Genomic DNA, 21,966 nt, shown 5'->3' on the forward strand with positions numbered 1-21,966 from the left:
CCAACGGTCCTGCCCACCCACACCGCCCCACCTTCGACAGATTCCCGCGGCGGCTGGTAGGTGTCGACCTTGGTCGACACGGTAGATCCACGCCATGCGTGGATGCAGGCATCTGGAATCTGTCTGGAGAAAAGCCCCCTTCTTGTTGAAGGGCGCGCGCCGTGTCTTGGGCGCGTCATTGCGCCGGCTTATCATGCGCGGATGACTTCCGTACGCCTGACCTGTGCGCTGGCGCTGCTGCTGCCCCTGGCTGCCTGCACTACCGCGCCCCCCCCCTCCGCCTCCGTTCCCACTTCCATCGCTGCGGCGGCACCGCCGAAGCTGCTGCTGATCTCCATCGACGGCCTGCGCGCCGATGCGCTGGACCGCAGCCTGACCCCGAACCTGCAACGCCTGATCGATGGCGGCGTGCGCGCACGCTGGATGACCCCGTCCTATCCGTCGCTGACCTTCCCGAATCACTACACCCTCGTTACCGGCCTGCGCCCGGACCACCACGGCATCGTCAACAACAGCATGGACGATGAAGCACTGGGCCGGTTCGAGCTGAGCAATCGCGAAGCGGTTACCACCAGTGGCTGGTGGGGCGGCGAACCGATCTGGGTCGGCGCCGAGAATGCTGGCGTGCGTTCGGCCACCACGTCATGGCCAGGCAGTGAATCGGAGATCCGTGGCGTACGCCCCAGCCAGTGGCGCATCTACGACGGCAAGGAGCCGCTGGAACAGCGCGCCGGCATCGTGCTCGATTGGCTGTCACAGACCGACGCCGATGCCCCCCGCCTGACCACGCTGTACATGGAACACGTGGACAAGGCAGGTCACAGCTACGGCCCCGAGTCGAAGCAGTACGCCGACGCCATCGTGCGCGCCGACCAGATCGTCGGCCAGGTGCTCGACGGACTCCAGCAACGTGGGCTGGCCGCAACCACCAATGTGATCGTGGTCTCCGACCATGGCATGGCCAGTGTCCCCGCTGGCCAGGTGATCGCCACCGAATCGATGGTCGACCCGGCGATTGCGCGCAATGTCAGCCAGGGCCAGTCGGTCGGCTTCGCACCGGTGGTCGGCCATGAAGCCGCCGCCGAACGCGCTCTGCTCGGCCGCCACGCGCACTACGAATGCTGGAAGAAAGAAAAACTGCCGGCGCGCCTGCACTACGGCACCCATCCGCGCATTCCCGCCATTGTCTGCATGATGGATGAAGGCTGGGATGCCCTGCATCAGGAAAAGATCGCCAAGCGCGAACAGCAGGACCGCGGCTCGCACGGCTACGACAACGCGCTGCCGTCCATGCGCGCGGTGTTCGTGGCCAGTGGCCCGTCGTTCCGCCAGGGCCTGGTGATCGATGGCTTCGACAATGTCGATGTCTATCCACTGCTGGCACACCTTCTGCAGGTACCAGCCGCGCCGAACGACGGCAACCCGGAAACGCTGAAGAAGACCCTGCGCTGATCCGGTTGTAGAGCCGGGCCCACGCCCGGCTGCATTGCGCCAGCCGGGCATGGGCTCGGCTCTGCAAAATCATGCATAAAAAAACGCGGCGCCAGGCGCCGCGTTCTTCCTTGGACCAGTCGCGCGGCCGGATCAGGCCTTGGCGACGGCCTTCTTCGCCACGGCCTTCTTCGCCGGAGCCTTGGCCACGGTCTTCTTGGCAACCGGGGCGGCGGCGCCTACGGCGACCTTGCTCGCGGTATGCGAACGGGCGTTGCCGTAGCTGGCGTTGTAGCGCTTGCCCTTGGCGGTCTTGCGGTCACCCTTACCCATGTCTTCAACTCCTCAAGTGTGAAATCTGGTTACCCCGTACTGACACGGGTTCGGCGGGGCCGCCTTGCTGGGCGCCCCCGCGCACGATCGAAAATCCTATCATGGAGCGCCTAGTGCGCGCAGCTGGCGTCGTGTACGTGGCCGTGGTTCAGGCGCAGGTTGACCAGATGGGCAACGCCCACCAGCAGGCCACCGATGGTCATCACCACCGCATGCGGCACGGCGTTGTGATGCAGCGGCTCGTACAGCACGCCGGCCCACAGCGCGACCAGGCCGGGGATCAGGAAGCCCAGCGCACGCAGCGCGCCATGGCGGCGGTAACCCCAGACCAGGCTGAACAGCCCAAGCAGGGTCACGAACAGCACCAGCGCCTGTTCAACGCCGTCGCTCAGCCAGAACGACAGGCCCAGCGAGGGCGCTGCCGCCAGCAGCACCGGGATGACTGCGCAATGCACCGCGCACAGCATCGAACCGGTGGCACCGAAACGATCGAGCAGGTGGCGCAGGCGTGAGGACAAGGACATGACTTCCAGCAGGGTCGGCGAATCGTTATGGAATAATATAACATCCCTTCCCGACCCGCACGCTTTCCCTCCCCCTGTCCCATCGACGGGATTCGTGCGCCCCGCGATTGATACAGTGTAACAAAGGACCCATCCATGCCCGCCCACACCGCACGGCTCAAGCCGCATTCCCTGGCCCTGGCCCTCGCCGCCCTGCTGCCGTCCGTCGCCTTTGCAGCCGGTCAGGACACCGCCCATCGTGACCGCCACCTGACCGAGCTGTCCTCGGTGCAAGTCACCGCGTCGCCGCTGCAGGGCGATGCCGAATCCCTTGCGCGCCCGGTGGAGGTGCTGGCCGGTGAGCGCCTGGACGAACAGAAGGCCGGCACCCTCGGCGATACCGTGGCCAAGCTGCCCGGCGTGCAGAGCACCTTCTTCGGGCCCGGCGTCGGGCGCCCGATCATCCGCGGCCAGGAAGGCCCACGCGTTGCGGTGCTGTCCAACGGCATGGGCAACATGGATGCATCCACCGTCAGTGCGGACCATGCCACCAGCATCGAGCCGTTCCTGGCTGACCAGATCGAAGTGCTGAAGGGGCCGGCCACGCTGCTGTTCGGCAGCGGTGCCATCGGTGGTGCGGTCAATGTGGTCGACGGCCGCATCGCGCGCGAGCTGCCCGAGCGCCCGCTCAGCGGCCGCGCCGAGCTGCGTGGCAATTCGGTGAACAACGAGCGCAGCGGCATGTTCCGCCTCGATGGCGTCAGCGGCAATGTCGTGCTTCATGTGGACGGCCTGGTGCGCAATGGCGACGACTACCGCATTCCCGGCTATGCGGTGATCGACAGCCTGGAAGACCACCACGACGACCACGACCACGACCACGCGGGCGAGGAAGGCGAAGAGCCGCGTCGCGGCCGCCTCGACAACAGCTCCATCCGCACCCGCGCCGGCGGCGTCGGCGCCACCTGGCTGGGCGAAGGCGGCTACTTCGGCGTGTCGGCCAGCACCTACCGCACCAACTACGGCATTCCCAACGGCGCACACGTGCACGCCGACGGCGACGATCACGGCCATGACCACGGCCACGACCACGGCGATGAAGAGGAAGGCGGCGACGAGCATGACGTGCGCATCGACATGGTGCAGAACCGCTTCGAGACCAAGGCCGGCATCTACAACCCGGTCTCGTTCCTGAAGAACATCAACGCACGCGTGGCCTACACCGACTACGAGCACGTGGAGCTGGAGGCTGGCACGCCCTCCACCCGCTTCACCAACCGTGGCATCGAAGCGCGCCTGGAAGCGGTGCAGCAGCAGATCGGTGGCTGGGACGGCGCCTTCGGCCTGCAGTTCGGCAACAGTGATTTCGGCGCCAAGGGTGAAGAAGCGTTCGTACCGGATACCGGTACGAAGAACATCGGCCTGTTTGTACTGCAGGAAAAGCAGTTCGGCCCGTTCAAGCTGGAACTGGGCGGCCGCCACGACCAAGTCAAGCTGGACCCGACCGGTGACTACCGGCGCCGCACCTTCGGCGCCACCAACCTCTCGGCTGCCGGCATCTGGAAGCTCAACGACGCGGTCGACCTGCGCATCGGCGTGGACAGCTCCGAGCGTGCACCGACCAACGAAGAGCTGTACGCCGCCGGCGCGCACATTGCTACCCGTTCGCTGGAGATCGGCGACGGCAACCTGAAGACCGAGCGCGGCCAGCGCGTGGAGCTGGGCATCCACACCCACAGCGAGCGCCTGGACTTCTCCGCCTCGGTCTACCAGACCAAGTTCAAGGACTTCATCTACCTGGCCGACACCGGCGTTACCGAGGGCCTGCCGGTTCGTGCGTGGACCCAGCAGGACGCGGTATTCCGCGGTGCCGAGGCCGAGGCCCTGGTGCACCTGTTCGAGGGCGGCGCCGGTGACTGGGACCTGCGCCTGTTCGGTGACTACGTGAAGGCCAAGCTGGATGGCAGCGGCAGCCGCAACCTCGACATTGCCGTTCCGCATGGCGACCACAACCACAACTACACGGTGGAGCTGGCCAACACCGGCTACCTGCCGCGCATCGCCCCGGCCCGCGTCGGTGCCGACCTGCGCTGGTCGAAGGACGGCTGGCGCGCCTCGGTCGGTGCGGTGCGTTACAGCCGCCAGAAGGACGTGGCGCAGAACGAGGAGCCGAGCGATGGCTACACCCTGGTCGATGCGCACCTGGCCTATCGTTGGGACCGCAACGCCAGCAACAGCTACGAGGTGTTCCTGGATGGCAGCAACCTGACCAACCGCGAAGTGCGCCCGCATACCTCTCTGCTGCGCGACTACTCGCCGCTGCCGGGCCGTGGCGTCGCATTCGGCATCCGCGCGTTCTTCTGATCGGCCTACGCCGTCGGAACATTACCTGAGGGGGCCGAAAGGCCCCCTTTTTTTTCGTATATGGCATGAACTGGTGAAAGCGGCGCACTCCCGACGCGTCACCATCTGCTACGCGGCTAGACTCAGCCCGGTGCCAATCCAATAGAAAAACTGAGCGGGAACACTTGCATGGCCCTGAGTCTCGATGCCGAACTGGAAGAACGCCTCCTTGCAATCGCCAAATGCGGGAGAACCGCTTGGCTGGCCGGTGACATCGCGGAGGCGGAGCATCGCTTCCTTGAAAGCTGGGACATGATTCCGGAGCCCAAGTCATCCTATGACCACGCCCAGAGTTCATCGTATGGAATAGCAGTTTTCTTTCGCGATACCGCCCAGTTTGAGAAGGCCAGAGCGTGGGCGATGGTCGCCAGAGACATTTATGGACAAGGAGAAGCCTCAAGCGAGTACATGGACGAGCTCCTCGCAACGATTGAGTTCGAATCGGGAAACCTTGATGCAGCCTACGCGCTGTTCGAACCGCAGCACCGTAAGTACGGCAGACGTGCCTTTGAGGGCCATAAGAAGGGGTTCATTGATTTCATCAAGAGCAGGAAGAAGGCTGGATGAGCGGATCAGCCCGCGGTTAACCGCATCCCTTCCGGCTCCAGGCTTATTCATCCACGCATGGCGTGGATCTACTGTTCCGGGGGCCGTCTGGCTCCCCGTTCCTTTGTGTGTGAGCGAGGTCGCAGCGTCCTCGCTCACACACCCGTCACAAAGATGTGCGTACCACAACAAGCGGACAATCCCGTCACCCAATGTCTCGCCAATCGGACACTTTTGTCCGAAAATAATTCCATGACTGCCCAACGTGCCGATGCTGCCGCCCGCCGTGCCCTCATCCTCGACGCCGCCGATCATGTGTTCGGCCAACACGGTGTCACTGCCCCACTGGACCTGGTGGTCGAACGCGCCCAGGTGGGCCGCGCCACCCTGTACCGCAACTTCCCCGACCGCACTGCGCTGATCCAGGCGCTGCTGCAGCGTACGGTCGACCGCATCCGGCGCCAGGTCGAACAGCTCGGCGACCGCGACGACGCCCTGTTCGAGGTGTTCGAGGGCATGGCCCAGCGCATCATCGATTCGCCGGCGCTGGCCGATTACTGGCGCGCGGTCGATTCGGACGTGCCGGCCATGCGCGCGGCGCGCGAGACCGTGCGCGACCTGCTGGAGGAGCCGATCGCCCGCGCCAAGGCCGCCGGGCTGTGCCGTGCCGATCTGGAGAAGACGGATATTTCACTGATCTCGGGCATGCTGGGCGCAGCCCTGCGCGGCAAGACCCGCGACGAGCGCGCCCACCTCGCCGGGCGCGCCCTGCAACTGCTGCGCGGGGGTCTGCAGGGAGCAACCAGCGAGGCCCGCTGATGGTCCAGCCGTATCTGAAGCCGGTTCCGGATTGGGAGGAGCACGAGAAGCCGACCATGCCCGGCTCGGCGTCAATGCCCTGGCACCCACCGTACCGGCGTGTGGCTTATGCGCTGGTATCGCTGCTGGTGGCGATCACCGGCGGGCTGGGCAATGCGCTGGTCACTGCCAACCTGCCGTTCCTGCAGGGCCAGCTGGCGCTGACCCCGACCCAGGGCAGCTGGCTGGTGGCGGCCTATGCAATGGTCAATGTCACCGCCAACCTGCTGGCCTTCAAATTCCGCCAGCAGTACGGCATCCGCCTGTTCGCCGAAATCGGGCTGGGCCTGTACGCGGCGCTGGCGGTGCTGCACCTGTTCGTCGGCAGCTTCGAGACCACGATGCTGACCCGTGCCGCCAGCGGCTTCGCCGGCGCGGCCTGTTCGACCTTGGGCACGCTGTACATGCTGCAGGCCCTGCCCCGCCGCTTTACCGGCAACCTGCTGGTGGTCGGCGTCGGCCTTTCGCAGCTGGCGGTGCCGATCGCCTGGATCGTTTCACCAGGCTTGGTGGATACCGGCCAGTGGCACCAGCTGTATTCGTTCGAGGCCGGCCTTGCGTTGTGCGCATTCGCCGCCGTGGTGGTGTTGAAGCTGCCGCCCGGCATCCAGGTGAAGGCCTTCGAGCCGCTGGATTTCCTTACCTTCGCGTTGCTGGCGCCGGCGGTTGCGCTGCTGGTGATCGTACTGGCGCAGGGCTACACCCGTTGGTGGCTCAACACGCCGTGGCTGGGCTGGGCGCTGATCGCCTCGATCGTGCTGTCCACCACCGCCTTCATCATCGAACACTACCGGCGCAATCCGCTGCTGCAGACACGCTGGCTGGCCAGCCTGCCCGTACTGCATTTCATCGTCGGCGCGTTCCTGATCCGCTTCCTGACCACCGAGCAGTCCTACGGCGTGGTCAACCTGATGCGCACGCTCGGCATGGGCCCTGATCAGTTGCGGCCGCTGTTCGTGGTGATTCTTGCCGGCGTGATCACCGGTATCGCCGGCACTGCACTGACTTTCGGGCCCAAACGGCTGATCCCGCAGCTGCTGATGGCGATCCTGCTGCTGGGCGCTGCCGCCTTCTTCGACCAGCACCGCACCAGCATGGATCGGCCGCACGATTTCTACGCCAGCCAGTTCCTGGCCTCGGTCGGCGCCGGCATGTTCATGGGCCCGCTGATCATGCTCGGCATTTCCGCTGCGTTGAAACAGGGTGTGGACCACATGATCACCTTCCTGGTGACGCTGTCGATCACGCAGACGCTGGGCGGCCTGGCAGGTTCGGCGGTGCTGGGGACCTTCCAGCTGCATCGCGAGCAACTGTACTCCAGCGCGCTGACCAGCCAGCTCGATCCAGCCGATCCTGTGGTGGCGCAACGCCTGCGCCTCCAGCAGCAGCTGTACAGCGCACAGATCACCGACCCGGTGCTGCGCAGCGCGCAGGGCAGCGCGCAGCTGGCGCAGACCACGCGCCGCGAAGCCAATGTGCGAGGCTTCAATGATGTGTTCACCCTGAGCGGTTGGCTGGCGATCGGCTTCCTGTGCTGGTTGCTGCTGCTGTCGCTGCGCACCGCCGTGCTCAAGCAATGGCGCAAGCGCCACCCCGCCCTTTCCACCGCGGCCACGCCAGCCGCGCCCCGCTGAGTTCTCGACCATGCCCCCCGTCCCGCCCCGATCCGACGACGCCGACAACGTGACCCCACCACCGCCGACCGACGCGGCACCTGCGCCCACGCCCGTTGAACCGGCAGTCGCGCCGAAGTATCTCAAGCCCAGCGCGCGCAGCGTGGTGGTGATGGTGGTGGTGGCCCTGCTGGGCATTGCACTGATCCTGCGCGCCTGGCACCTGTGGCCGTTCACCAGTAGCGTGATGGTGACCGACAACGCCTATGTGCGCGGCCAGATCACCGTGATGGCGCCACAGGTCAACGGCTATGTGACTGAAGTGCTGGTGAAGGATTTCCAGCACGTAAGGCAGGGCGAGCCGCTGCTGCACATCGATGACCGCATCTATGCCCAACGCGTCGCCCAGGCGCAAGCGACGCTGGACAGTGCGCGCGCGGCGCTGGCCAACTCCGACCAGTCGCAGGCGCAGAACCGTGCGCAGATCGCCTCGGCGCGCGCCACGCTCTCGGCTGGCCAGGCCGAACTGCAGCGCGCGCGCAACGAGCTGAAGCGCTACGAGGAACTGGCCGCGCAGCAGTTGGTGTCGATCAATGACCGCGACAAGTTCCGCACCAGCCAAGCCTCGGCGCAGGCCAGCGTGCAGCAGTCGCAGGCGCAGATCCGAATCGCCGAGGAAACACTGGTGTCGACCCAGGTCGCGCGCAAGAGCCTGGAGGCCCAGGTGGAAAGCGCACAGGCGCAGCTGGAACTGGCCCGCATCGACCTGGCCAATACGGTGATCCACGCACCGCGCGACGGCCAGATCAGTGAAGCCAGCGTGCGCGTGGGCCAGTATGTCGCCGCCGGTTCGCAGCTGCTGTTCCTGGTACCTGACACGCTGTGGGTGGTGGCCAACTACAAGGAAGGCCAGACCTGGGGAATGGCGATCGGCCAGCCGGCCACGTTCTCGGTGGACGCGTTCCAGGGCCAGGTGCTGCGCGGCCGCGTGCAGGAGATCGCGCCCGCCACCGGATCGGAGTTCAGCGTGTTGCGCCCGGACAATGCCAGCGGCAACTTCACCAAGGTGGTGCAGCGGCTGCCGGTGCGGATATCGATCGATGAAGGACAGAAGCTGGCCGCGCAGCTGCGGCCTGGCATGTCGGTGATCGTGCGGGTGGATACCGCAGGCAAACCGAAGGACTAGCGTTTGTCATGAAACGGGGGTCAGATCCCTTTTGCCAAGGCAAAAGGGATCTGACCCCAGGACCCATTGCTCAGCCCGCGCAGCGCGCGCAGAGACCGTGCACTTCCAGCGTCTGTGCCTGCGGCTGGAAGCCCAGTTCCTTGGCCCGCTTCTCCAGCTGGCTGACGATCTCGCGGTCTTCCAGCTCCACTGCGCTGTGGCAGCTGTTGCAGATCAGGAACGGCACCGAATGGGCGGCGCTGCTGGGATGGTGGCAGGCCACGAAGGCATTCACCGACTCCAGCTTGTGCACAAAGCCATTGGCCATCAGGAAGTCCAGCGCGCGGTACACGGTGGGCGGGGCATCAGCGCCCACGCCCTTGCCGTTGCGCACCCATTCCAGCAGCTCGTAGGCCTTGACCGGCTTGCCGGCCTCGGCGATCAGCTTCAGCACGTTGGCGCGGATCGGGGTCAGGCGCAGCCCGCGTTCGCGCGAGACACGCTCGACCACCGCCACGAAATCCGATGCGTCGTGGACGTGGTGGTGCGGGGCGGTACAGGCAGTGGCGGTCTTGGCGGGCATGCGTGTTCTCCGGTTCGGGCCTGGCAAGGATGCCTCAGGCCGTTGCTACCTTGGTGATGGCCACATCAATGCGTTTCAAGGCCTGTTCGCGACCGGCCAGGTACACGGTATGGGAAATGTCAGGGCTGACCTGGGTGCCGGTGATGGCCACGCGCAGCGGCTGGGCGACCTTGCCCATGCCGATCTCCAGCGCTGCGGCCGCGTCATGCAGGGCCACCCCCACCGACTCGGCGGTCCATTCCGGCAGCGCGGCCAGCAGCTCGCGGGCCTTGCCCAGCGCCACCTCGGCACCGGCCTTGAAGTGCTTGGCCACCGCCGCTTCATCGTACTCGGTCAGCGGCTGGTACCAGACCACGGCCTTCTCGGCCATTTCCTTCAGGGTCTGCACGCGTTCACGCAGGGCGATCACCACATCCTCCGGAGCCGGGCCGGCGGCCACGTCCAGCCCCAGCTTCTGCAGCTGGTAGACCAGGTGCGGCACGATCGCGGCCACGTCCTCGGTCTTCAGGAAGTGCTGGTTGACCCAGCCCAGCTTGGCCATGTCCAGGCGCGAGGCCTTGGAATTGCAATCCTTCACGTCGAACAGGTCGATCAGTTCCTGGCGGCTGAACAGCTCCTGGTCACCATGCGACCAGCCCAGGCGGGCCAGGTAGCTCAGCAGCGCATCGGGCAGGTAGCCGGCGTCCTTGTACTGCATCACGTCAGCCGCACCGGTGCGCTTGGACAGCTTGGCGCCCTGCTCGTCCAGGATCATCGGCATGTGGCCGAACCTGGGCACCGGCGCGCCGATGCCTTCATACAGGTTGATCTGGCGCGGGGTGTTGTTGATGTGGTCGTCGCCGCGGATGACCTCGGTGATGCCCATGTCCCAGTCGTCCACCACCACCGCGAAGTTGTAGGTGGGGTAGCCGTCCGGGCGGAAGATGACCATGTCATCCAGCTCGCTGTTGGCGATCTCGATGCGGCCCTTGATCAGGTCATCGAACACCACCGTGCCTTCCAGCGGGTTCTTGAAGCGGATGACGCGGTTCGGGTCGTCCCGGTAGGGCAGGCCCAGATCGCGCGCAGCGCCGTTGTAGCGCGGCTTTTCCTGCCTGGCCATGGCGGCCTCGCGCATGGCATCCAGCTCCTCGCGGGTCTCGTAGGCGTAGTACGCCTTGCCCTCGGCGATCAGCTGCTCGGCCACTTCCTGGTAACGGGCGACGCGGTCGGTCTGGTAGATCGGGCCTTCGTCGTAGTCCAGGCCCAGCCACTCCATCGCCTCCAGGATGGCGTCGATTGCGCCCTGGGTGCTGCGTTCGCGGTCGGTGTCCTCGATGCGCAGCACGAACTCACCGCCGCGGTGACGGGCCTCCAGCCAGCAGTACAGCGCGGTGCGGGCACCACCGATGTGCAGGTAGCCAGTGGGACTGGGGGCGAAGCGGGTGCGGCAGGTCATGGACGGCTCGAGGAACGGGAATCCCCCGATTTTACCAGCCCACCGCCCCCGACGGAAAAAGGGGACGGAGGGGATTAAGTCGCGATCGCCCAGCCCTGGGGTGCTGCAACCGGGAAGCGGAGGGGAGATACGACTTAATTCCCTCCGTCCCCTTTTACGGTTCTGCCTTTCGCGGGAAGGACGGCTCGCGCATTGCGGCGTTGTAGGCGAACGAAGCGACGATGGCCGCGGCCTGCTTCAGGTCTTCCGGTTCGGCGTGATCCCAGGTGTCCAGGTGGCTGTGGTGGACGTTGGTGAAGTAGTCCAGCCGGTCCTGGATGAACTGGAAGCCCGGCAGGCCGATGCGATCGAAGCTGATGTGGTCGGTACTGCCGGTGTTGCGGGTGGCCACGGTGGTGGCGCCCACGTCATGGAACGGCGCCAGCCAGGCTTCGAAGATCGGCATCGCCGCCAGGTTTTCCTGCGCGTAGATGCCACGGAAGCGGCCCGAGCCGTTGTCCATGTTGAAGTAAACCTGGAACTTGCTGTAATCGCGGGTCTTCTGCAGTGCACCGGTCGGCTCGCGCAGCGACGCCGGCAGCGCCTTCTGCGCCGCGTCAGTGGGTTCGGGGAAGCGACCGAAATGCTTGGCGACGTAAGCCTGCGAGCCGATCAGGCCCTGCTCCTCGCCGCTCCACAGCGCCACGCGGATGGTGCGCTTGGGCTTGGCGCCGGTGGCCTTGAGGATGCGCATCGCCTCCATCATCACCGCCACGCCGGCCGCGTTGTCGGCCGCACCGGTGCCGCTGTGCCACGAATCCAGGTGCGCACCGATCATCACCACTTCATCGGGCTTGCTGCTGCCGCGGATCTCGGCCAGCGTGTTGTAGCCGGGCTGGTCGGCCTCGTCGGTGAAGCGCGCCGCTACATCCACGCGCAGGCGCACCGTCTGCTTGGCCTGAAGCGCGCGCACCAGCGGATTGAAGTGTTCGCTGATCATCGCCAGTTCCGGGATGCCCACCGGCTCACCGGCCTTGCGCGAACCGCCGCCGGCAACGCGGATGATGCCGTTGTCCCAGCTGCTGATGCTGATCGAGGCCAGCGCGCCCTCTTCGACGAAAAACGCATTGACCTTGGCCGCCAGCTGCTGGCGTTCCTGGTACTCCTTGACCCGCTTGGCGCGCTCGGCGGTAGCGTCCTTGTCCTTGGGCAGGGTGAACTCCTGCAGGCCCTCGAGCGAGGTCGCGTCGTGGCGGTGCGAATCGGGCTCGGTGCCCCGCTTGTATTCGCGTGCCTCGCCCAGCAGGAGGATCTTGCCGCGCAGCTTGCCGCGGTACTTCTCGATGTCTTCGGGCTTCTTGATGTCGACCTGCACCAGCTCGCCTTCGACCGGGCCCTTCGTACCGGGGGTCCAGGCTTTGGGCAGCGCATGCAGCGGCTGCACGCGGTCACCCAGCATTTCCACGCTCGCCGAGGTGAATTCCCAGCCGCGGCCGAAGTCATCGAAGGCTTCGTCGTGGACGTTGTCCAGCTTCCATTCGTTGAACTTGCCGCGGGTCCACGCATTGGCGCGGCCCATCGCCGGCGAATTGCTCAGGCGCGGGCCGATGCGCTCGGTGAGATAGCTGAAGGTGTCCATCACCTGCGAACGGTGGAACGCCTCCTGGCGGATGCGGCTGACCATGTCCAGGTCCACCGTTTCGCGCTGCTGCGCCGCTGCATTGCCACTCATCGCCAGCGCTACGGCCAGCACGCCCCACTTCAACACATCGCACCCCTGCCCTTCGGCTCGATCATCAACCCATCGAGTCTAGCCAGCCGGGGCGCGGCGATACCGTCCCATCGGTCATGGGCGGCGCGGAAGCGTGCGAACCGAGGTTCGCACCCACCAAGGTGTTGGGTTCTCGCCAGTAGATCCACGCCATGCGTGGATGAACAGCCGAATCACCCGCTCCATCCCAACCACAACTGCGCCCGCTCCGGCAGCAACAGCAACCAGTGCCGCCGGTCGACGCTGCTGCAGCCGTACACCGCCGCGTGTGCCGGCCAGTCATCCGGAAGGCCGCCGATGCCGATCTCGGCCAATGCCTCCGCGCCGGCCTTCCATGGCCGATAGCGCGGCACCCGCCCGGCCACCGCGCCGCGTCCCTGCCGCGCACCCTGCAGCCAACGCAATCCCTGCCCCTGCAATCCTTCGCAGGTCACCGCCGCCAGCTGGAAGCGGACCAGACCGGGGGCGATCCGCGCCCCCGGCAGGGCCGCCAGCACGCCATGTGCCTGCAGCAGCGCATCCACTTCCAGCAGGGCCGGAATGCCCTGCCGTGCCCGTTGCCGCAATCCCTGGCGCCAGCCCATGGCATGCTCCTTACTTCAGGTCCGCGCCGAGCGCGTACCAGTCGACCCGGCGGGTCACCCACATCGCCAGCGCCAGGATCACGAACAGCAGCAGCGACCCCATCAGCAGTGCGTTGTTCTCCGACACCAGCAGGCCATACAGCGCGCCGTACAGCACGGTCAGCAGGGCCGCGAAGCCGAGGCCGCGCCTCCAATGGCCCAGCACGTTGGCCAGATACACCGCCTGCAGGCCGATACAGGCCACCGCCGAAACCAGGTAGGCCTTCCAGAACGCGATGTGCTCGGACAGGCTGATCAGCAGCAGGAAGAAGATCGCCAGCGCCAGGCCGACCATGAGGTACTGCAGCGGGTGGATGCGCAGCGACTTGATCAGCTCGAACAGGATGAAGCCGACGAAGGTCAGCAGCACGAACAGCACCCCGTACTTGGACGCACGGTCGGCCTGGGTGTAGGTATCGACCGGATCGACCAGCGACACCGTCACCGCCTGCGAGTCGACCGAACCTTCATTGCGCAGCTGCCGCTGTGCGTCGGAGGCCAGCGAGGACACCGCCCAGCGCGCGTCGAATCCCTGTGCATCAACGCGCCGCTCGTTGGGCAGGAACGCACCGCTGAACGACGGATGCGGCCAGCTCGAACGCAGCGCGATGTGGGTGTCATCGCCCACCGGCACCACCGACAGCATGCGGCTTCCATCCAGGCGCAGCTCCAGTTCAACGGTGCTGGCCGCCAGCGTGCCGCCCTGATCCGTAGCGAAACCGGCCACCGGCGCATGCAGGCCACGGCCGACTTCGCTGGCCACGCCGACGCCCGGCAGCAGGCGCAGCTGCTTGCCATCCACGCGCAGGTTCGGTGTACCGACCAGGCCGCGCACATCGGAAACGCCCACCGCCACATACGGCTGGCCATACGTGCGCCCCGCCTTCACGGGATAGTCGTCAGCGGCGAAGCTCGCCTTCATCTGGCCGTTCCAGCTGTACACCGGCACCTTGAACAGGCCGACTTCGCGCTGGCTCGGCAGCATCTCACCGCCCACCTCCAGCGACGCCGGCATCTGCAGCCAGTGTCCCTCGGTGACCTGCACCTCGGTCTTCTTGACGCCCAGCGGGTCAACCAGTTCAACCTGCTTGCGTTCCACCCACGGCACCACCCGCACCGGGCCCACCAGCTGCTGCGTGCCGGCACGGCTGTCGGCCACCCGCGCAAAGGCCTCGTCGCGGTACTGGCTGCGTTCGATGATCACCCCGCGGATCATCATCAGCGGCACCAGCAACAACAGGATCAGCCCGCCGACAATGGCGAACCGCAGCAGCATCTTCAGGGATTTCATGGTCCATCCTCGTTGGAGAGGGCTGCAGGATGGACCGCTGCGGTGAGCGGGGTTTGTGGCGAATTTGAAGCGAGTGTGAAGTCAGCGGCGCGGGCGCTGGCCCGCTGCACCCAACGGCAGCCACAGGCTGGCCACCGTGCCACCGCCATCGCGGGCGTCGAGGCTGGCGCGTCCGTCATGCAGGCGAGCCACTTCCTGCACGAACGGCAGGCCCAGGCCGGAACTGCGCCGGCCGCTGCCGGGGCGGGCCAGCGAATAGAAGCGTTCGAACACCCGTTCGCGCGCGTAGTCGGGAATGCCGGCACCGCGATCCGCCACCTGCAGGCGCACGCCCTGCCCGTCCACCTCGGCCTGCAGCGCGATGTCCGCGCCGGGCGGTGAGAAGGCAATGGCGTTGTCGATCAGGTTGTGCAACGCCTGCCGCAGCAGATAGGCATCACCCTGCACGCGCATGTCGGGCACGCTGCCGATGCGAACCTGCACGCCGGCCGCCTGCGCACGCACCTGCGCCGCCGCCGCCGCATCGGCCAGCAAGGTTGGCAGCGCGATCGGATCGCGGGTCTGCAGCCAGCCGTGCTGTTCCACTTCGGCCAGCGCCAGCAGCTTGTCGATCGTCTCGGTCAGCCGCTCCTGCTGATCGACGATGCTGCGTGCGAAATGCACGCGGTCGGCCTCCGGCAGCGGCTCCTGCAGCAGCTCGGCGGCACCGCGGATCGCCGCCAACGGGCTTTTCATTTCATGCGTCAGCGACTGCACGTACTGCTCGACGTAGGCCTTGCCCTCCAGCTTGCGGCGCATTGTTTCCAGTGCCTGGCCCAGGTCGCCGATCTCGTCGCGGCGCCGCCGCGGCGGTGGCACCGGTTCGCCGGCGCTGACCGCCCGTGCATAGCGGCTGAGCTGGCCAAGGCCCGTGGTGAGCCACATCGTCACCAGCACGCCGACCAGCGCCGACAATCCGATCAGCCAGGCGCCGCGCTCGATGATGGCGCGCTGGCTGGCCGCAATGAACGGATCGATGCTGCGATTGGGCTGGGCCAGGCTGAGCACGCCGATCAGGGTGCGGCCATCGGCCGGGTCGTATACCGGCGCCGCCACATGCATCACCGTATCGCCTTCTTCGCCTGGCACTTCCGGGCTGGAGCGGGCGCCGTACTCGCCACGCAGGGTGCGGTAGACATCGTTCCAGCGCGAATTGTCACGCCCCAGGTCGCGGCCCAGCGAGTCGTAGATGACGATGCCCTTGGCATCGGTGATGGTCACCCGGTAGTCCAGTGAGCGCTTGGGAAAGCGCCAGACCATCGCTTTCAGGTCACGCTGCCGCGCCTTGGCGAGGTTGCGGGTGAAGCTGCCGCTGCGGATGGTGCCGTCCTTGACATCGGCCGCCGCCATCTCGGCCAGCACGTTGGCGGCATCGACCAGGGTCGATTCCATCGCCTGGCGCACACCCGGCTTCACTTCGTTGACGAACACGCGCATCACGAAGAACGCGGCGATGCCGGTGATCAGGAAGAAGCCGAGGAACAGCTTCAGGACCAGGCGCATCGGCTAGACCTCCAGCGCGTAGCCGAGGCCACGGTGGGTGCGGATCGGGTCGTCGCTGGCACCGGCTGCGCGCAGCTTGGCGCGCAACGTCTTTACATGGGTGTCGACGGTACGGTCGGCACTATCGGCGCTGCTGTCCCAGCCGCGATCCATCAACTGGGCACGACTGAGGATGGCACCCGGCCGCTGCAGCAACGCTTCCAGCAACGCGTACTCGTAGCGGGTCAGGTCCAGCGCGTGGCCGCGGAAGCGGATGCGCCGGCCTTCACGGTCGATGGCGAAGGCACCATGTTCCTGCCAGCCCGTATCGGCGCCGGGGGCTGCCGCGACCGGTGCGGCGCGACGCAGGCGCGCACGCACCCGCGCCACCAGCTCACGCGGCGAGAACGGCTTGGTCATGTAATCGTCGGCGCCCAGTTCCAGGCCGAGCACGCGGTCCACTTCATCGTTGCGGGCGGTCAGGAAGATCACCGGCAGCTGCGCCGCCGGCCCGGGCTGCGCGCGCAGCCGGCGGCACACCTCGAAGCCGCCCAGGTCGGGCAGGCCCACGTCCAGCACCACCACGTCGATATCCCCTGCCTGCAGCCGTTGCAGCGCCTCGCCACCGAGCAGGCAGTGGCTGGCGGCATAGCCCTCGCTGCGCAGCGCATAGAGCACGGTTTCGGCGATGGCGGCTTCGTCCTCGACCACCAGGACATGGGCAACAGGAGCTGTCATGGCGCGCAGCATAGCCGCTGCGGCCGCCGCCCCGTACACTGCGGCCCATGAACTATCGCCACGCCTTCCATGCCGGCAACCACGCCGACGTGCTCAAACACATCGTGCAGCTGGCCCTGATCGACAGCTTCAAGCGCAAGGACAGCCCGTTCTTCGTGCTCGACACCCACGGCGGTGCTGGCCGTTACCTGCTGGCCAGCGAAGAGAGCCGCAAGACCCTGGAGGCCGAATCCGGGATCATGCGGCTGATGGCCCAGCCCAGGCTGCCGGAGGTAGTCGAGCGCTACCTGAAGGCGGTGCAGGCCGACAATCCGGTGGGCGCACTGACCAATTATCCGGGCTCGCCGCTGCTGAGCGCGCAGGCCATGCGCCCCCAGGACCGCATGGCGGTCTGTGAGCTGCAGGGAGCCGAAACGGCCACGCTGAAGGCCCTGTTCGCCCATGACAGCCGCGTCGACGTTCGGGCGGGCGATGGCTATGCCCTGCTGCGTTCGCTGCTGCCGCCGAAGTTCAACGGCAGCAAGATCGGCCGCGGCCTGGTGCTGATCGACCCGCCCTACGAAGCCCAGGATGCCGAGTACCAGGCGGTGCTGGCCGCCCTGGCCGAAACCCTGGCACGCTGGCCGCAGGCCACCTGTGCGGTCTGGTTCCCGATCAAGCAGCGCCGCACCATCCTGCACTTCCTGCGCAAGGCCACCGCCCTGCCGGTGAAATCGGCGATGACGATCGAGTTCCTCGTGCGCCCGGACGACTCGCCGCTGCGCCTCAACGGCAGCGGCATGCTGCTGCTCAACCCGCCGTGGCAGTTCGACCGCGTGGTCGGTCCGGCCCTGCCGGCGCTGCGCCAGCACCTGGGCGAACCCGGGGCCAGCACCCGCCTGGACTGGCTCAAAGCCCCCGAATAACGGCCTTCACGAGGCTGTACCGCCGTGAGCCTTTCGTTCACGGAACGCAGCCCCGGTGATGCCACAATCGATGGACCACCAAGGAATCACCCGGTATGGCCACTCGCAACCGCATGCCGCCCTGGCATGAGATCTTCAAGGCTCCCAGCGGCCACGAGCTGCTGATCCGCCCCATCCGCCCGGAAGATGGCGCACCGCTGCAAGCGGCATTCAGCCTTTTCGGGCCGGAAGAAATCCGTGATCGTTTCCTGCAGGCGGTGACCGAGCTGTCGCCGGAAACCACCCAGCGTCTGACCCACCCCAACCCCAAGACCGAGATCACCCTGGTCGCAGCCGAGTCCCTGCCCGCGGGCGAAGCGGTGGTCGGCGCGGTCGCCCGGGCCTCGATCATCCCCGGCACCCGTGAAGCCGAGTACGCGATCCTGATCAGCCGCTTCCTGATCGGCCAAGGCCTGGGACGGCAGCTGATGCGCAAGCTGGTGAAGTGGGGCCGTGGCAAGTACCTGGACCGCCTGTACGGCGACGTTGCCGCCGAGAACGAACCGATGAAGCAGCTGGCCGCGTCGCTGGGCTTCAAGCCGGTGCCGCACCCGACCGGAGCCGAAGGCCTGGTCCGGATGGTGCTGGAGCTGGACAACTGACGGATGCGCCGGGCCCTGCCCGGCCACGTCTCCCGATAGTGCCGGCCGCTGGCCGGCATTCCGCTGCCCCAACGGCAGATGAGGCTGCCGGCAACGGGCCGGCACGATGCACCGGGACCGGATCGGGCTTCTGCTAAAATCCGGGGTCCATGTCGCGTACCTCATACCCCGCCCCGCCGCTGCCGCGCGCCGGCCAGCTCCGCGCCTGGTGGCGCGCCCCCGCCTCGCCCACCGCACTGGCCTGGTACCTGGCCCAGGCATCGCGCGTGCACGACGCTCCGCTGCTGGTGATCGCCCGTGACAACCACGGCGCAAACCAGCTTGAAGCCGATCTTCAGACCCTGCTCGGCGGTGACCCGGCCCTGCCGGTGGTCGCCTTCCCGGACTGGGAAACCCTGCCCTACGACCGCTTCAGCCCGCATCCGGACATCATCTCGCAGCGTCTGGCTGCCCTGCACCGCCTGCCCACGCTGAAGCGTGGCCTGGTGATCGTGCCGGTGCAGACCCTGCTGCAGCAGCTGGCCCCGCGCAGCTACGTCATTGGTGGCAGCTTCGACCTGAAGGTCGGCCAGCGCCTGGATCTGGAAGCCGAGAAGCGCCGCCTGGAAAGCGCCGGCTACCGCAACGTGCCGCAGGTGATGGACCCGGGTGACTTCGCCGTGCGCGGTGGCCTGCTCGACGTGTTCCCGATGGGCGCCGACGAGCCGCTGCGGGTGGAACTGCTGGACGAGGACATCGATTCGATCCGTGCCTTCGATCCGGAAAGCCAGCGTTCGCTGGACAAGGTCGAGGCCGTGCACATGCTGCCGGGCCGCGAAGTGCCCACGGACGAGGCCAGCATCGCCCGCGTGCTGTCCACGCTGCGCGAGCGCTTCGATGTCGATACCCGGCGCAGCGCGCTGTACCAGGACCTGAAATCCGGGCTGGCCCCGGCCGGCGTCGAGTACTACCTGCCGCTGTTCTTCGAGCGCACCGCAACCCTGTTCGACTACCTGCCCAGCGGCAGCCTGCCGGTGGTCTGTGCCGGTGCCGGCGAAGCCGCCGAGGCGTTCTGGGCGCAGACCGGCGAGCGTTATGAGCAGCGCCGCCACGATGTGGAACGGCCGCTGCTGCCGCCGTCGGCGCTGTACCTGTCGCCGGAGCTGCTGCGCGAGCGCCTGAACGATGCCCCGCGCATCGAGGTATGGGCCGCCGACCACGCACGCATCGCCGACGCGCACGCGCTGGGCGACCAGCCGCTGCCCCCGCTGCCGGTGGCCGCACGCGAAGCCCCCGCCGGGGATGCGCTGAAATCCTTCCTCGGCCATTATCCGGGCCGGGTACTGATCGCCGCCGATTCGCCCGGCCGCCGCGAGGCACTGCTGGAAGTGCTGCAGGCCGCCGAGCTGAAGCCGCCGGTGGTGGCCGACCTGCCCAGCTTCCTCGCTAGCGATGCGCGCTTCGCGATCGCGGTGGCGCCGCTGGAAGATGGCTTCGCGCTGGACGACCCGCGCATCGCGGTGCTGACCGAGCGCCAGCTGTTCCCCGAGCGCGCCGGCAGCACCCGCCGCACGCGCCGTGCCGGCCGCGAGCCGGAGGCGATCATCCGCGACCTCGGCGAGCTGACCGAGGGTGCGCCGATCGTGCACGAGGACCATGGCGTCGGCCGCTACCGTGGCCTGATCGCGATGGACGTCGGCGGCATGCCCGGCGAGTTCCTCGACATCGAATATGCCAAGGGCGACCGCCTGTATGTACCGGTCGCCCAGCTGCACCTGATCAGCCGCTACTCCGGTGCTTCGGCGGAAACCGCACCGCTGCATTCGCTCGGTGGCGAGCAGTGGAGCAAGGCCAAGCGCAAGGCCGCCGAGAAGGTGCGCGATGTCGCCGCCGAACTGCTGGAAATCCAGGCCCGCCGCCAGGCGCGTGCCGGCCTGGCACTGCAGGTCGACCGCGCGATGTACGAGCCGTTCGCCGCCGGTTTCCCGTTCGAGGAAACCCCCGACCAGCTGGCTGCGATCGATGCCACCCTGCGCGACCTGGCCAGCAGCCAGCCGATGGACCGCGTGGTCTGCGGCGACGTCGGCTTCGGCAAGACCGAGGTGGCGGTGCGCGCTGCATTTGCTGCGGCCAGTGCCGGCAAGCAGGTGGCGGTGCTGGTGCCGACCACGCTGCTGGCCGAGCAGCATTACCGCAACTTCCGCGACCGTTTCGCCGATTACCCGCTGAAGGTCGAAGTGCTGTCGCGCTTCAAGACCAGCAAGGAAATCAAGGCCGAACTGGAGAAGGTGGCCGCTGGCACCATCGACGTCATCGTCGGCACCCATCGCCTGCTGCAGCCTGACGTGAAGTTCAAGGACCTGGGCATGGTCATCGTCGACGAGGAGCAGCGATTCGGCGTGCGCCAGAAGGAGGCGCTGAAGGCGCTGCGCGCCAACGTACACCTGCTGACGCTGACCGCCACGCCGATCCCGCGCACGCTCAACATGGCCATGGCCGGCCTGCGCGACCTGTCGATCATCGCCACGCCGCCGCCGAACCGGCTGGCGGTGCAGACCTTCATCACCCAGTGGGACAACGCGCTGCTGCGCGAAGCCTTCCAGCGCGAGCTCGCGCGCGGTGGCCAGCTGTACTTCCTGCACAACGATGTGGAGAGCATCGGCCGCATGCAGCGCGAGCTGTCCGAGCTGGTGCCGGAGGCACGCATCGGCATCGCCCACGGGCAGATGCCCGAGCGCGAACTGGAAAAGGTGATGCTGGATTTCCAGAAGCAGCGTTTCAACGTGCTGCTGTCGACCACGATCATCGAATCGGGCATCGACATCCCCAACGCCAACACCATCATCATCAACCGTGCCGACCGTTTCGGCCTGGCCCAGCTGCACCAGCTGCGTGGCCGCGTCGGCCGTTCGCACCACCGTGCCTACGCCTACCTGATCACCCCCGACCGTCGCGCGATCACCCCCGACGCCGAGAAGCGCCTGGAAGCGATCGCCTCGATGGACGAGCTGGGCGCCGGCTTCACCCTGGCCACCCACGATCTGGAAATCCGCGGCGCCGGTGAACTGCTTGGCGAGGACCAGAGCGGGCAGATGGCCGAGGTCGGCTTCAGCCTGTATACCGAGCTGCTGGAACGCGCGGTACGCAGCATCAAGCAGGGCAAGCTGCCCGACCTGGATGCCGGTGAGGAAGTGCGCGGCGCCGAGGTCGAGCTGCATGTGCCGGCGCTGATCCCGGAAGACTACCTGCCGGACGTGCACACCCGCCTCACCCTGTACAAGCGTATTTCCAGCGCGCGCGACAGCGATGCGCTGCGCGAGCTGCAGGTGGAGATGATCGACCGCTTCGGCCTGCTGCCGGATGCAGCCAAGCACCTGTTCGCCATCGCCGAGCTGAAGCTGAAAGCCAATACGCTGGGCATCCGCAAGCTCGACCTGGGCGAGAACGGCGGCCGCATCGTGTTCGAGTCCAAGCCGAACATCGATCCGATGGCGGTGATCCAGCTGATCCAGAAACAACCGAACCTCTATGCCATGGAAGGGCCCGACAAGCTGCGCATCAAGCACCCGCTGCCGTTGCCGGAAGACCGCTTCAACGCGGCCCGCGCCCTTCTGACCACCCTCGCCCCGGGTTGATCACCCCCCG

Annotated in this window: 18 protein-coding genes; 9 read left to right on the forward strand and 9 right to left on the reverse strand. The window is 66.9% G+C overall.

All coding sequences use genetic code 11. The features are described from left to right. Window positions 1-201 precede the first annotated feature (201 nt). Window positions 202-1,452: an alkaline phosphatase family protein gene (locus tag HMPREF3114_RS04830; protein WP_053499326.1), complete on the forward strand. Its 1,251-nt coding sequence runs from the start codon at window positions 202-204 to the stop codon at window positions 1,450-1,452. A 132-nt stretch (window positions 1,453-1,584) separates the two neighbouring features. On the opposite strand, the gene HMPREF3114_RS04835 is transcribed toward HMPREF3114_RS04830, so the two are convergent. Both HMPREF3114_RS04835 and HMPREF3114_RS04840 read right to left on the reverse strand, forming a co-directional pair. Beyond that, window positions 1,585-1,764: a 30S ribosomal protein THX gene (locus tag HMPREF3114_RS04835; protein ID WP_004150462.1), complete on the reverse strand. Its 180-nt coding sequence runs from the start codon at window positions 1,762-1,764 to the stop codon at window positions 1,585-1,587. A gap of 110 nt (window positions 1,765-1,874) precedes the next feature. Further along, the gene (locus HMPREF3114_RS04840; protein WP_005415804.1) at window positions 1,875-2,288 is read right to left on the reverse strand and encodes a MerC domain-containing protein; all 414 of its coding nucleotides are present in this window, start codon (window positions 2,286-2,288) and stop codon (window positions 1,875-1,877) included. 135 nt (window positions 2,289-2,423) lie between these two features. On the opposite strand from HMPREF3114_RS04840, the gene HMPREF3114_RS04845 reads away from it, so the two are divergent. The 5 genes from HMPREF3114_RS04845 (at window position 2,424) to HMPREF3114_RS04865 (ending at window position 8,873) form a co-directional block, all read left to right on the forward strand. Beyond that, on the forward strand, window positions 2,424-4,631 hold the full coding sequence (locus HMPREF3114_RS04845) for a TonB-dependent receptor (RefSeq protein WP_070489233.1): 2,208 nt from the start codon (window positions 2,424-2,426) through the stop codon (window positions 4,629-4,631). 168 nt (window positions 4,632-4,799) lie between these two features. After that, window positions 4,800-5,237 carry a hypothetical protein gene (locus tag HMPREF3114_RS04850; RefSeq protein WP_070489234.1) on the forward strand — a complete coding sequence of 146 codons (438 nt, stop codon included), beginning with the start codon at window positions 4,800-4,802 and terminating at the stop codon, window positions 5,235-5,237. A 231-nt stretch (window positions 5,238-5,468) separates the two neighbouring features. Further along, window positions 5,469-6,035 carry a TetR/AcrR family transcriptional regulator gene (locus tag HMPREF3114_RS04855; RefSeq protein ID WP_005415802.1) on the forward strand — a complete coding sequence of 189 codons (567 nt, stop codon included), beginning with the start codon at window positions 5,469-5,471 and terminating at the stop codon, window positions 6,033-6,035. Beyond that, window positions 6,035-7,708 (forward strand): MFS transporter, encoded by a 1,674-nt coding sequence (locus HMPREF3114_RS04860; protein ID WP_005415801.1) that lies wholly within the window; start codon window positions 6,035-6,037, stop codon window positions 7,706-7,708. Before HMPREF3114_RS04855 ends, HMPREF3114_RS04860 begins: the two co-directional genes overlap by 1 nt. Window positions 7,709-7,718: 10 nt before the next feature. Further along, a complete protein-coding gene (locus HMPREF3114_RS04865) occupies window positions 7,719-8,873 on the forward strand; it encodes an HlyD family secretion protein (RefSeq protein ID WP_053499321.1) in 1,155 nt (384 codons plus the stop codon). A 70-nt stretch (window positions 8,874-8,943) separates the two neighbouring features. Here HMPREF3114_RS04865 and HMPREF3114_RS04870 read toward each other — a convergent pair whose 3' ends face one another. The 7 genes from HMPREF3114_RS04870 to creB form a co-directional block, all read right to left on the reverse strand. Next, a complete protein-coding gene (locus HMPREF3114_RS04870; protein WP_005415799.1) occupies window positions 8,944-9,435 on the reverse strand; it encodes a Fur family transcriptional regulator in 492 nt (163 codons plus the stop codon). A 34-nt stretch (window positions 9,436-9,469) separates the two neighbouring features. Continuing rightward, window positions 9,470-10,873, reverse strand: a complete 1,404-nt coding sequence (gltX, locus tag HMPREF3114_RS04875) for a glutamate--tRNA ligase (protein ID WP_005415798.1) — start codon at window positions 10,871-10,873, stop codon at window positions 9,470-9,472. A 154-nt stretch (window positions 10,874-11,027) separates the two neighbouring features. Continuing rightward, the gene (locus tag HMPREF3114_RS04880) at window positions 11,028-12,620 is read right to left on the reverse strand and encodes a M20/M25/M40 family metallo-hydrolase (protein WP_053499320.1); all 1,593 of its coding nucleotides are present in this window, start codon (window positions 12,618-12,620) and stop codon (window positions 11,028-11,030) included. A gap of 176 nt (window positions 12,621-12,796) precedes the next feature. Further along, the gene (locus HMPREF3114_RS04885) at window positions 12,797-13,207 is read right to left on the reverse strand and encodes a hypothetical protein (RefSeq protein WP_005415796.1); all 411 of its coding nucleotides are present in this window, start codon (window positions 13,205-13,207) and stop codon (window positions 12,797-12,799) included. Window positions 13,208-13,217: 10 nt separating this feature from the next. After that, window positions 13,218-14,537, reverse strand: a complete 1,320-nt coding sequence (creD, locus tag HMPREF3114_RS04890; protein WP_070489236.1) for a cell envelope integrity protein CreD — start codon at window positions 14,535-14,537, stop codon at window positions 13,218-13,220. Between the two features lie 81 nt (window positions 14,538-14,618). Continuing rightward, complete coding sequence (creC, locus tag HMPREF3114_RS04895) at window positions 14,619-16,079, reverse strand: two-component system sensor histidine kinase CreC (protein WP_065177469.1); 1,461 nt, start codon at window positions 16,077-16,079, stop codon at window positions 14,619-14,621. A 3-nt stretch (window positions 16,080-16,082) separates the two neighbouring features. Further along, on the reverse strand, window positions 16,083-16,808 hold the full coding sequence (gene creB / locus HMPREF3114_RS04900) for a two-component system response regulator CreB (RefSeq protein WP_080375099.1): 726 nt from the start codon (window positions 16,806-16,808) through the stop codon (window positions 16,083-16,085). A gap of 35 nt (window positions 16,809-16,843) precedes the next feature. Here creB and rlmJ point away from each other — a divergent pair, with 35 nt between their 5' ends. The 3 genes from rlmJ (at window position 16,844) to mfd (ending at window position 21,956) form a co-directional block, all read left to right on the forward strand. After that, window positions 16,844-17,701, forward strand: coding sequence for a 23S rRNA (adenine(2030)-N(6))-methyltransferase RlmJ (gene rlmJ, locus HMPREF3114_RS04905; RefSeq protein WP_070489238.1), 858 nt, complete (start codon window positions 16,844-16,846; stop codon window positions 17,699-17,701). Between the two features lie 95 nt (window positions 17,702-17,796). Then, entirely contained in the window at window positions 17,797-18,342 is a 546-nt protein-coding gene (locus HMPREF3114_RS04910; RefSeq protein ID WP_004150340.1) for a GNAT family N-acetyltransferase, read from the forward strand. Window positions 18,343-18,491: 149 nt separating this feature from the next. Further along, a complete protein-coding gene (gene mfd, locus HMPREF3114_RS04915; RefSeq protein WP_070489240.1) occupies window positions 18,492-21,956 on the forward strand; it encodes a transcription-repair coupling factor in 3,465 nt (1,154 codons plus the stop codon). Window positions 21,957-21,966 lie beyond the last annotated feature (10 nt).

Origin of the sequence: Stenotrophomonas sp. HMSC10F07 (assembly GCF_001807895.1) — a bacterium.
Taxonomy (GTDB): Bacteria; Pseudomonadota; Gammaproteobacteria; order Xanthomonadales; family Xanthomonadaceae; genus Stenotrophomonas; species Stenotrophomonas sepilia.

Excerpts from the sequence above, each read along its gene's own strand:
- mfd (WP_070489240.1), top strand. The coding sequence starts at position 18,492 with ATGTCGCGTACCTCATACCCCGCCCCGCCGCTGCCGCGCGCCGGCCAG.
- HMPREF3114_RS04850 (WP_070489234.1), top strand. The coding sequence starts at position 4,800 with ATGGCCCTGAGTCTCGATGCCGAACTGGAAGAACGCCTCCTTGCAATC.
- rlmJ (WP_070489238.1), top strand. The coding sequence starts at position 16,844 with ATGAACTATCGCCACGCCTTCCATGCCGGCAACCACGCCGACGTGCTC.
- HMPREF3114_RS04870 (WP_005415799.1), bottom strand. The coding sequence starts at position 9,435 with ATGCCCGCCAAGACCGCCACTGCCTGTACCGCCCCGCACCACCACGTC.
- gltX (WP_005415798.1), bottom strand. The coding sequence starts at position 10,873 with ATGACCTGCCGCACCCGCTTCGCCCCCAGTCCCACTGGCTACCTGCAC.
- HMPREF3114_RS04860 (WP_005415801.1), top strand. The coding sequence starts at position 6,035 with ATGGTCCAGCCGTATCTGAAGCCGGTTCCGGATTGGGAGGAGCACGAG.
- creC (WP_065177469.1), bottom strand. The coding sequence starts at position 16,079 with ATGCGCCTGGTCCTGAAGCTGTTCCTCGGCTTCTTCCTGATCACCGGC.
- HMPREF3114_RS04910 (WP_004150340.1), top strand. The coding sequence starts at position 17,797 with ATGGCCACTCGCAACCGCATGCCGCCCTGGCATGAGATCTTCAAGGCT.
- HMPREF3114_RS04865 (WP_053499321.1), top strand. The coding sequence starts at position 7,719 with ATGCCCCCCGTCCCGCCCCGATCCGACGACGCCGACAACGTGACCCCA.
- HMPREF3114_RS04840 (WP_005415804.1), bottom strand. The coding sequence starts at position 2,288 with ATGTCCTTGTCCTCACGCCTGCGCCACCTGCTCGATCGTTTCGGTGCC.
- HMPREF3114_RS04830 (WP_053499326.1), top strand. The coding sequence starts at position 202 with ATGACTTCCGTACGCCTGACCTGTGCGCTGGCGCTGCTGCTGCCCCTG.
- HMPREF3114_RS04885 (WP_005415796.1), bottom strand. The coding sequence starts at position 13,207 with ATGGGCTGGCGCCAGGGATTGCGGCAACGGGCACGGCAGGGCATTCCG.
- creB (WP_080375099.1), bottom strand. The coding sequence starts at position 16,808 with ATGCTGCGCGCCATGACAGCTCCTGTTGCCCATGTCCTGGTGGTCGAG.
- HMPREF3114_RS04845 (WP_070489233.1), top strand. The coding sequence starts at position 2,424 with ATGCCCGCCCACACCGCACGGCTCAAGCCGCATTCCCTGGCCCTGGCC.
- HMPREF3114_RS04835 (WP_004150462.1), bottom strand. The coding sequence starts at position 1,764 with ATGGGTAAGGGTGACCGCAAGACCGCCAAGGGCAAGCGCTACAACGCC.
- creD (WP_070489236.1), bottom strand. The coding sequence starts at position 14,537 with ATGAAATCCCTGAAGATGCTGCTGCGGTTCGCCATTGTCGGCGGGCTG.
- HMPREF3114_RS04855 (WP_005415802.1), top strand. The coding sequence starts at position 5,469 with ATGACTGCCCAACGTGCCGATGCTGCCGCCCGCCGTGCCCTCATCCTC.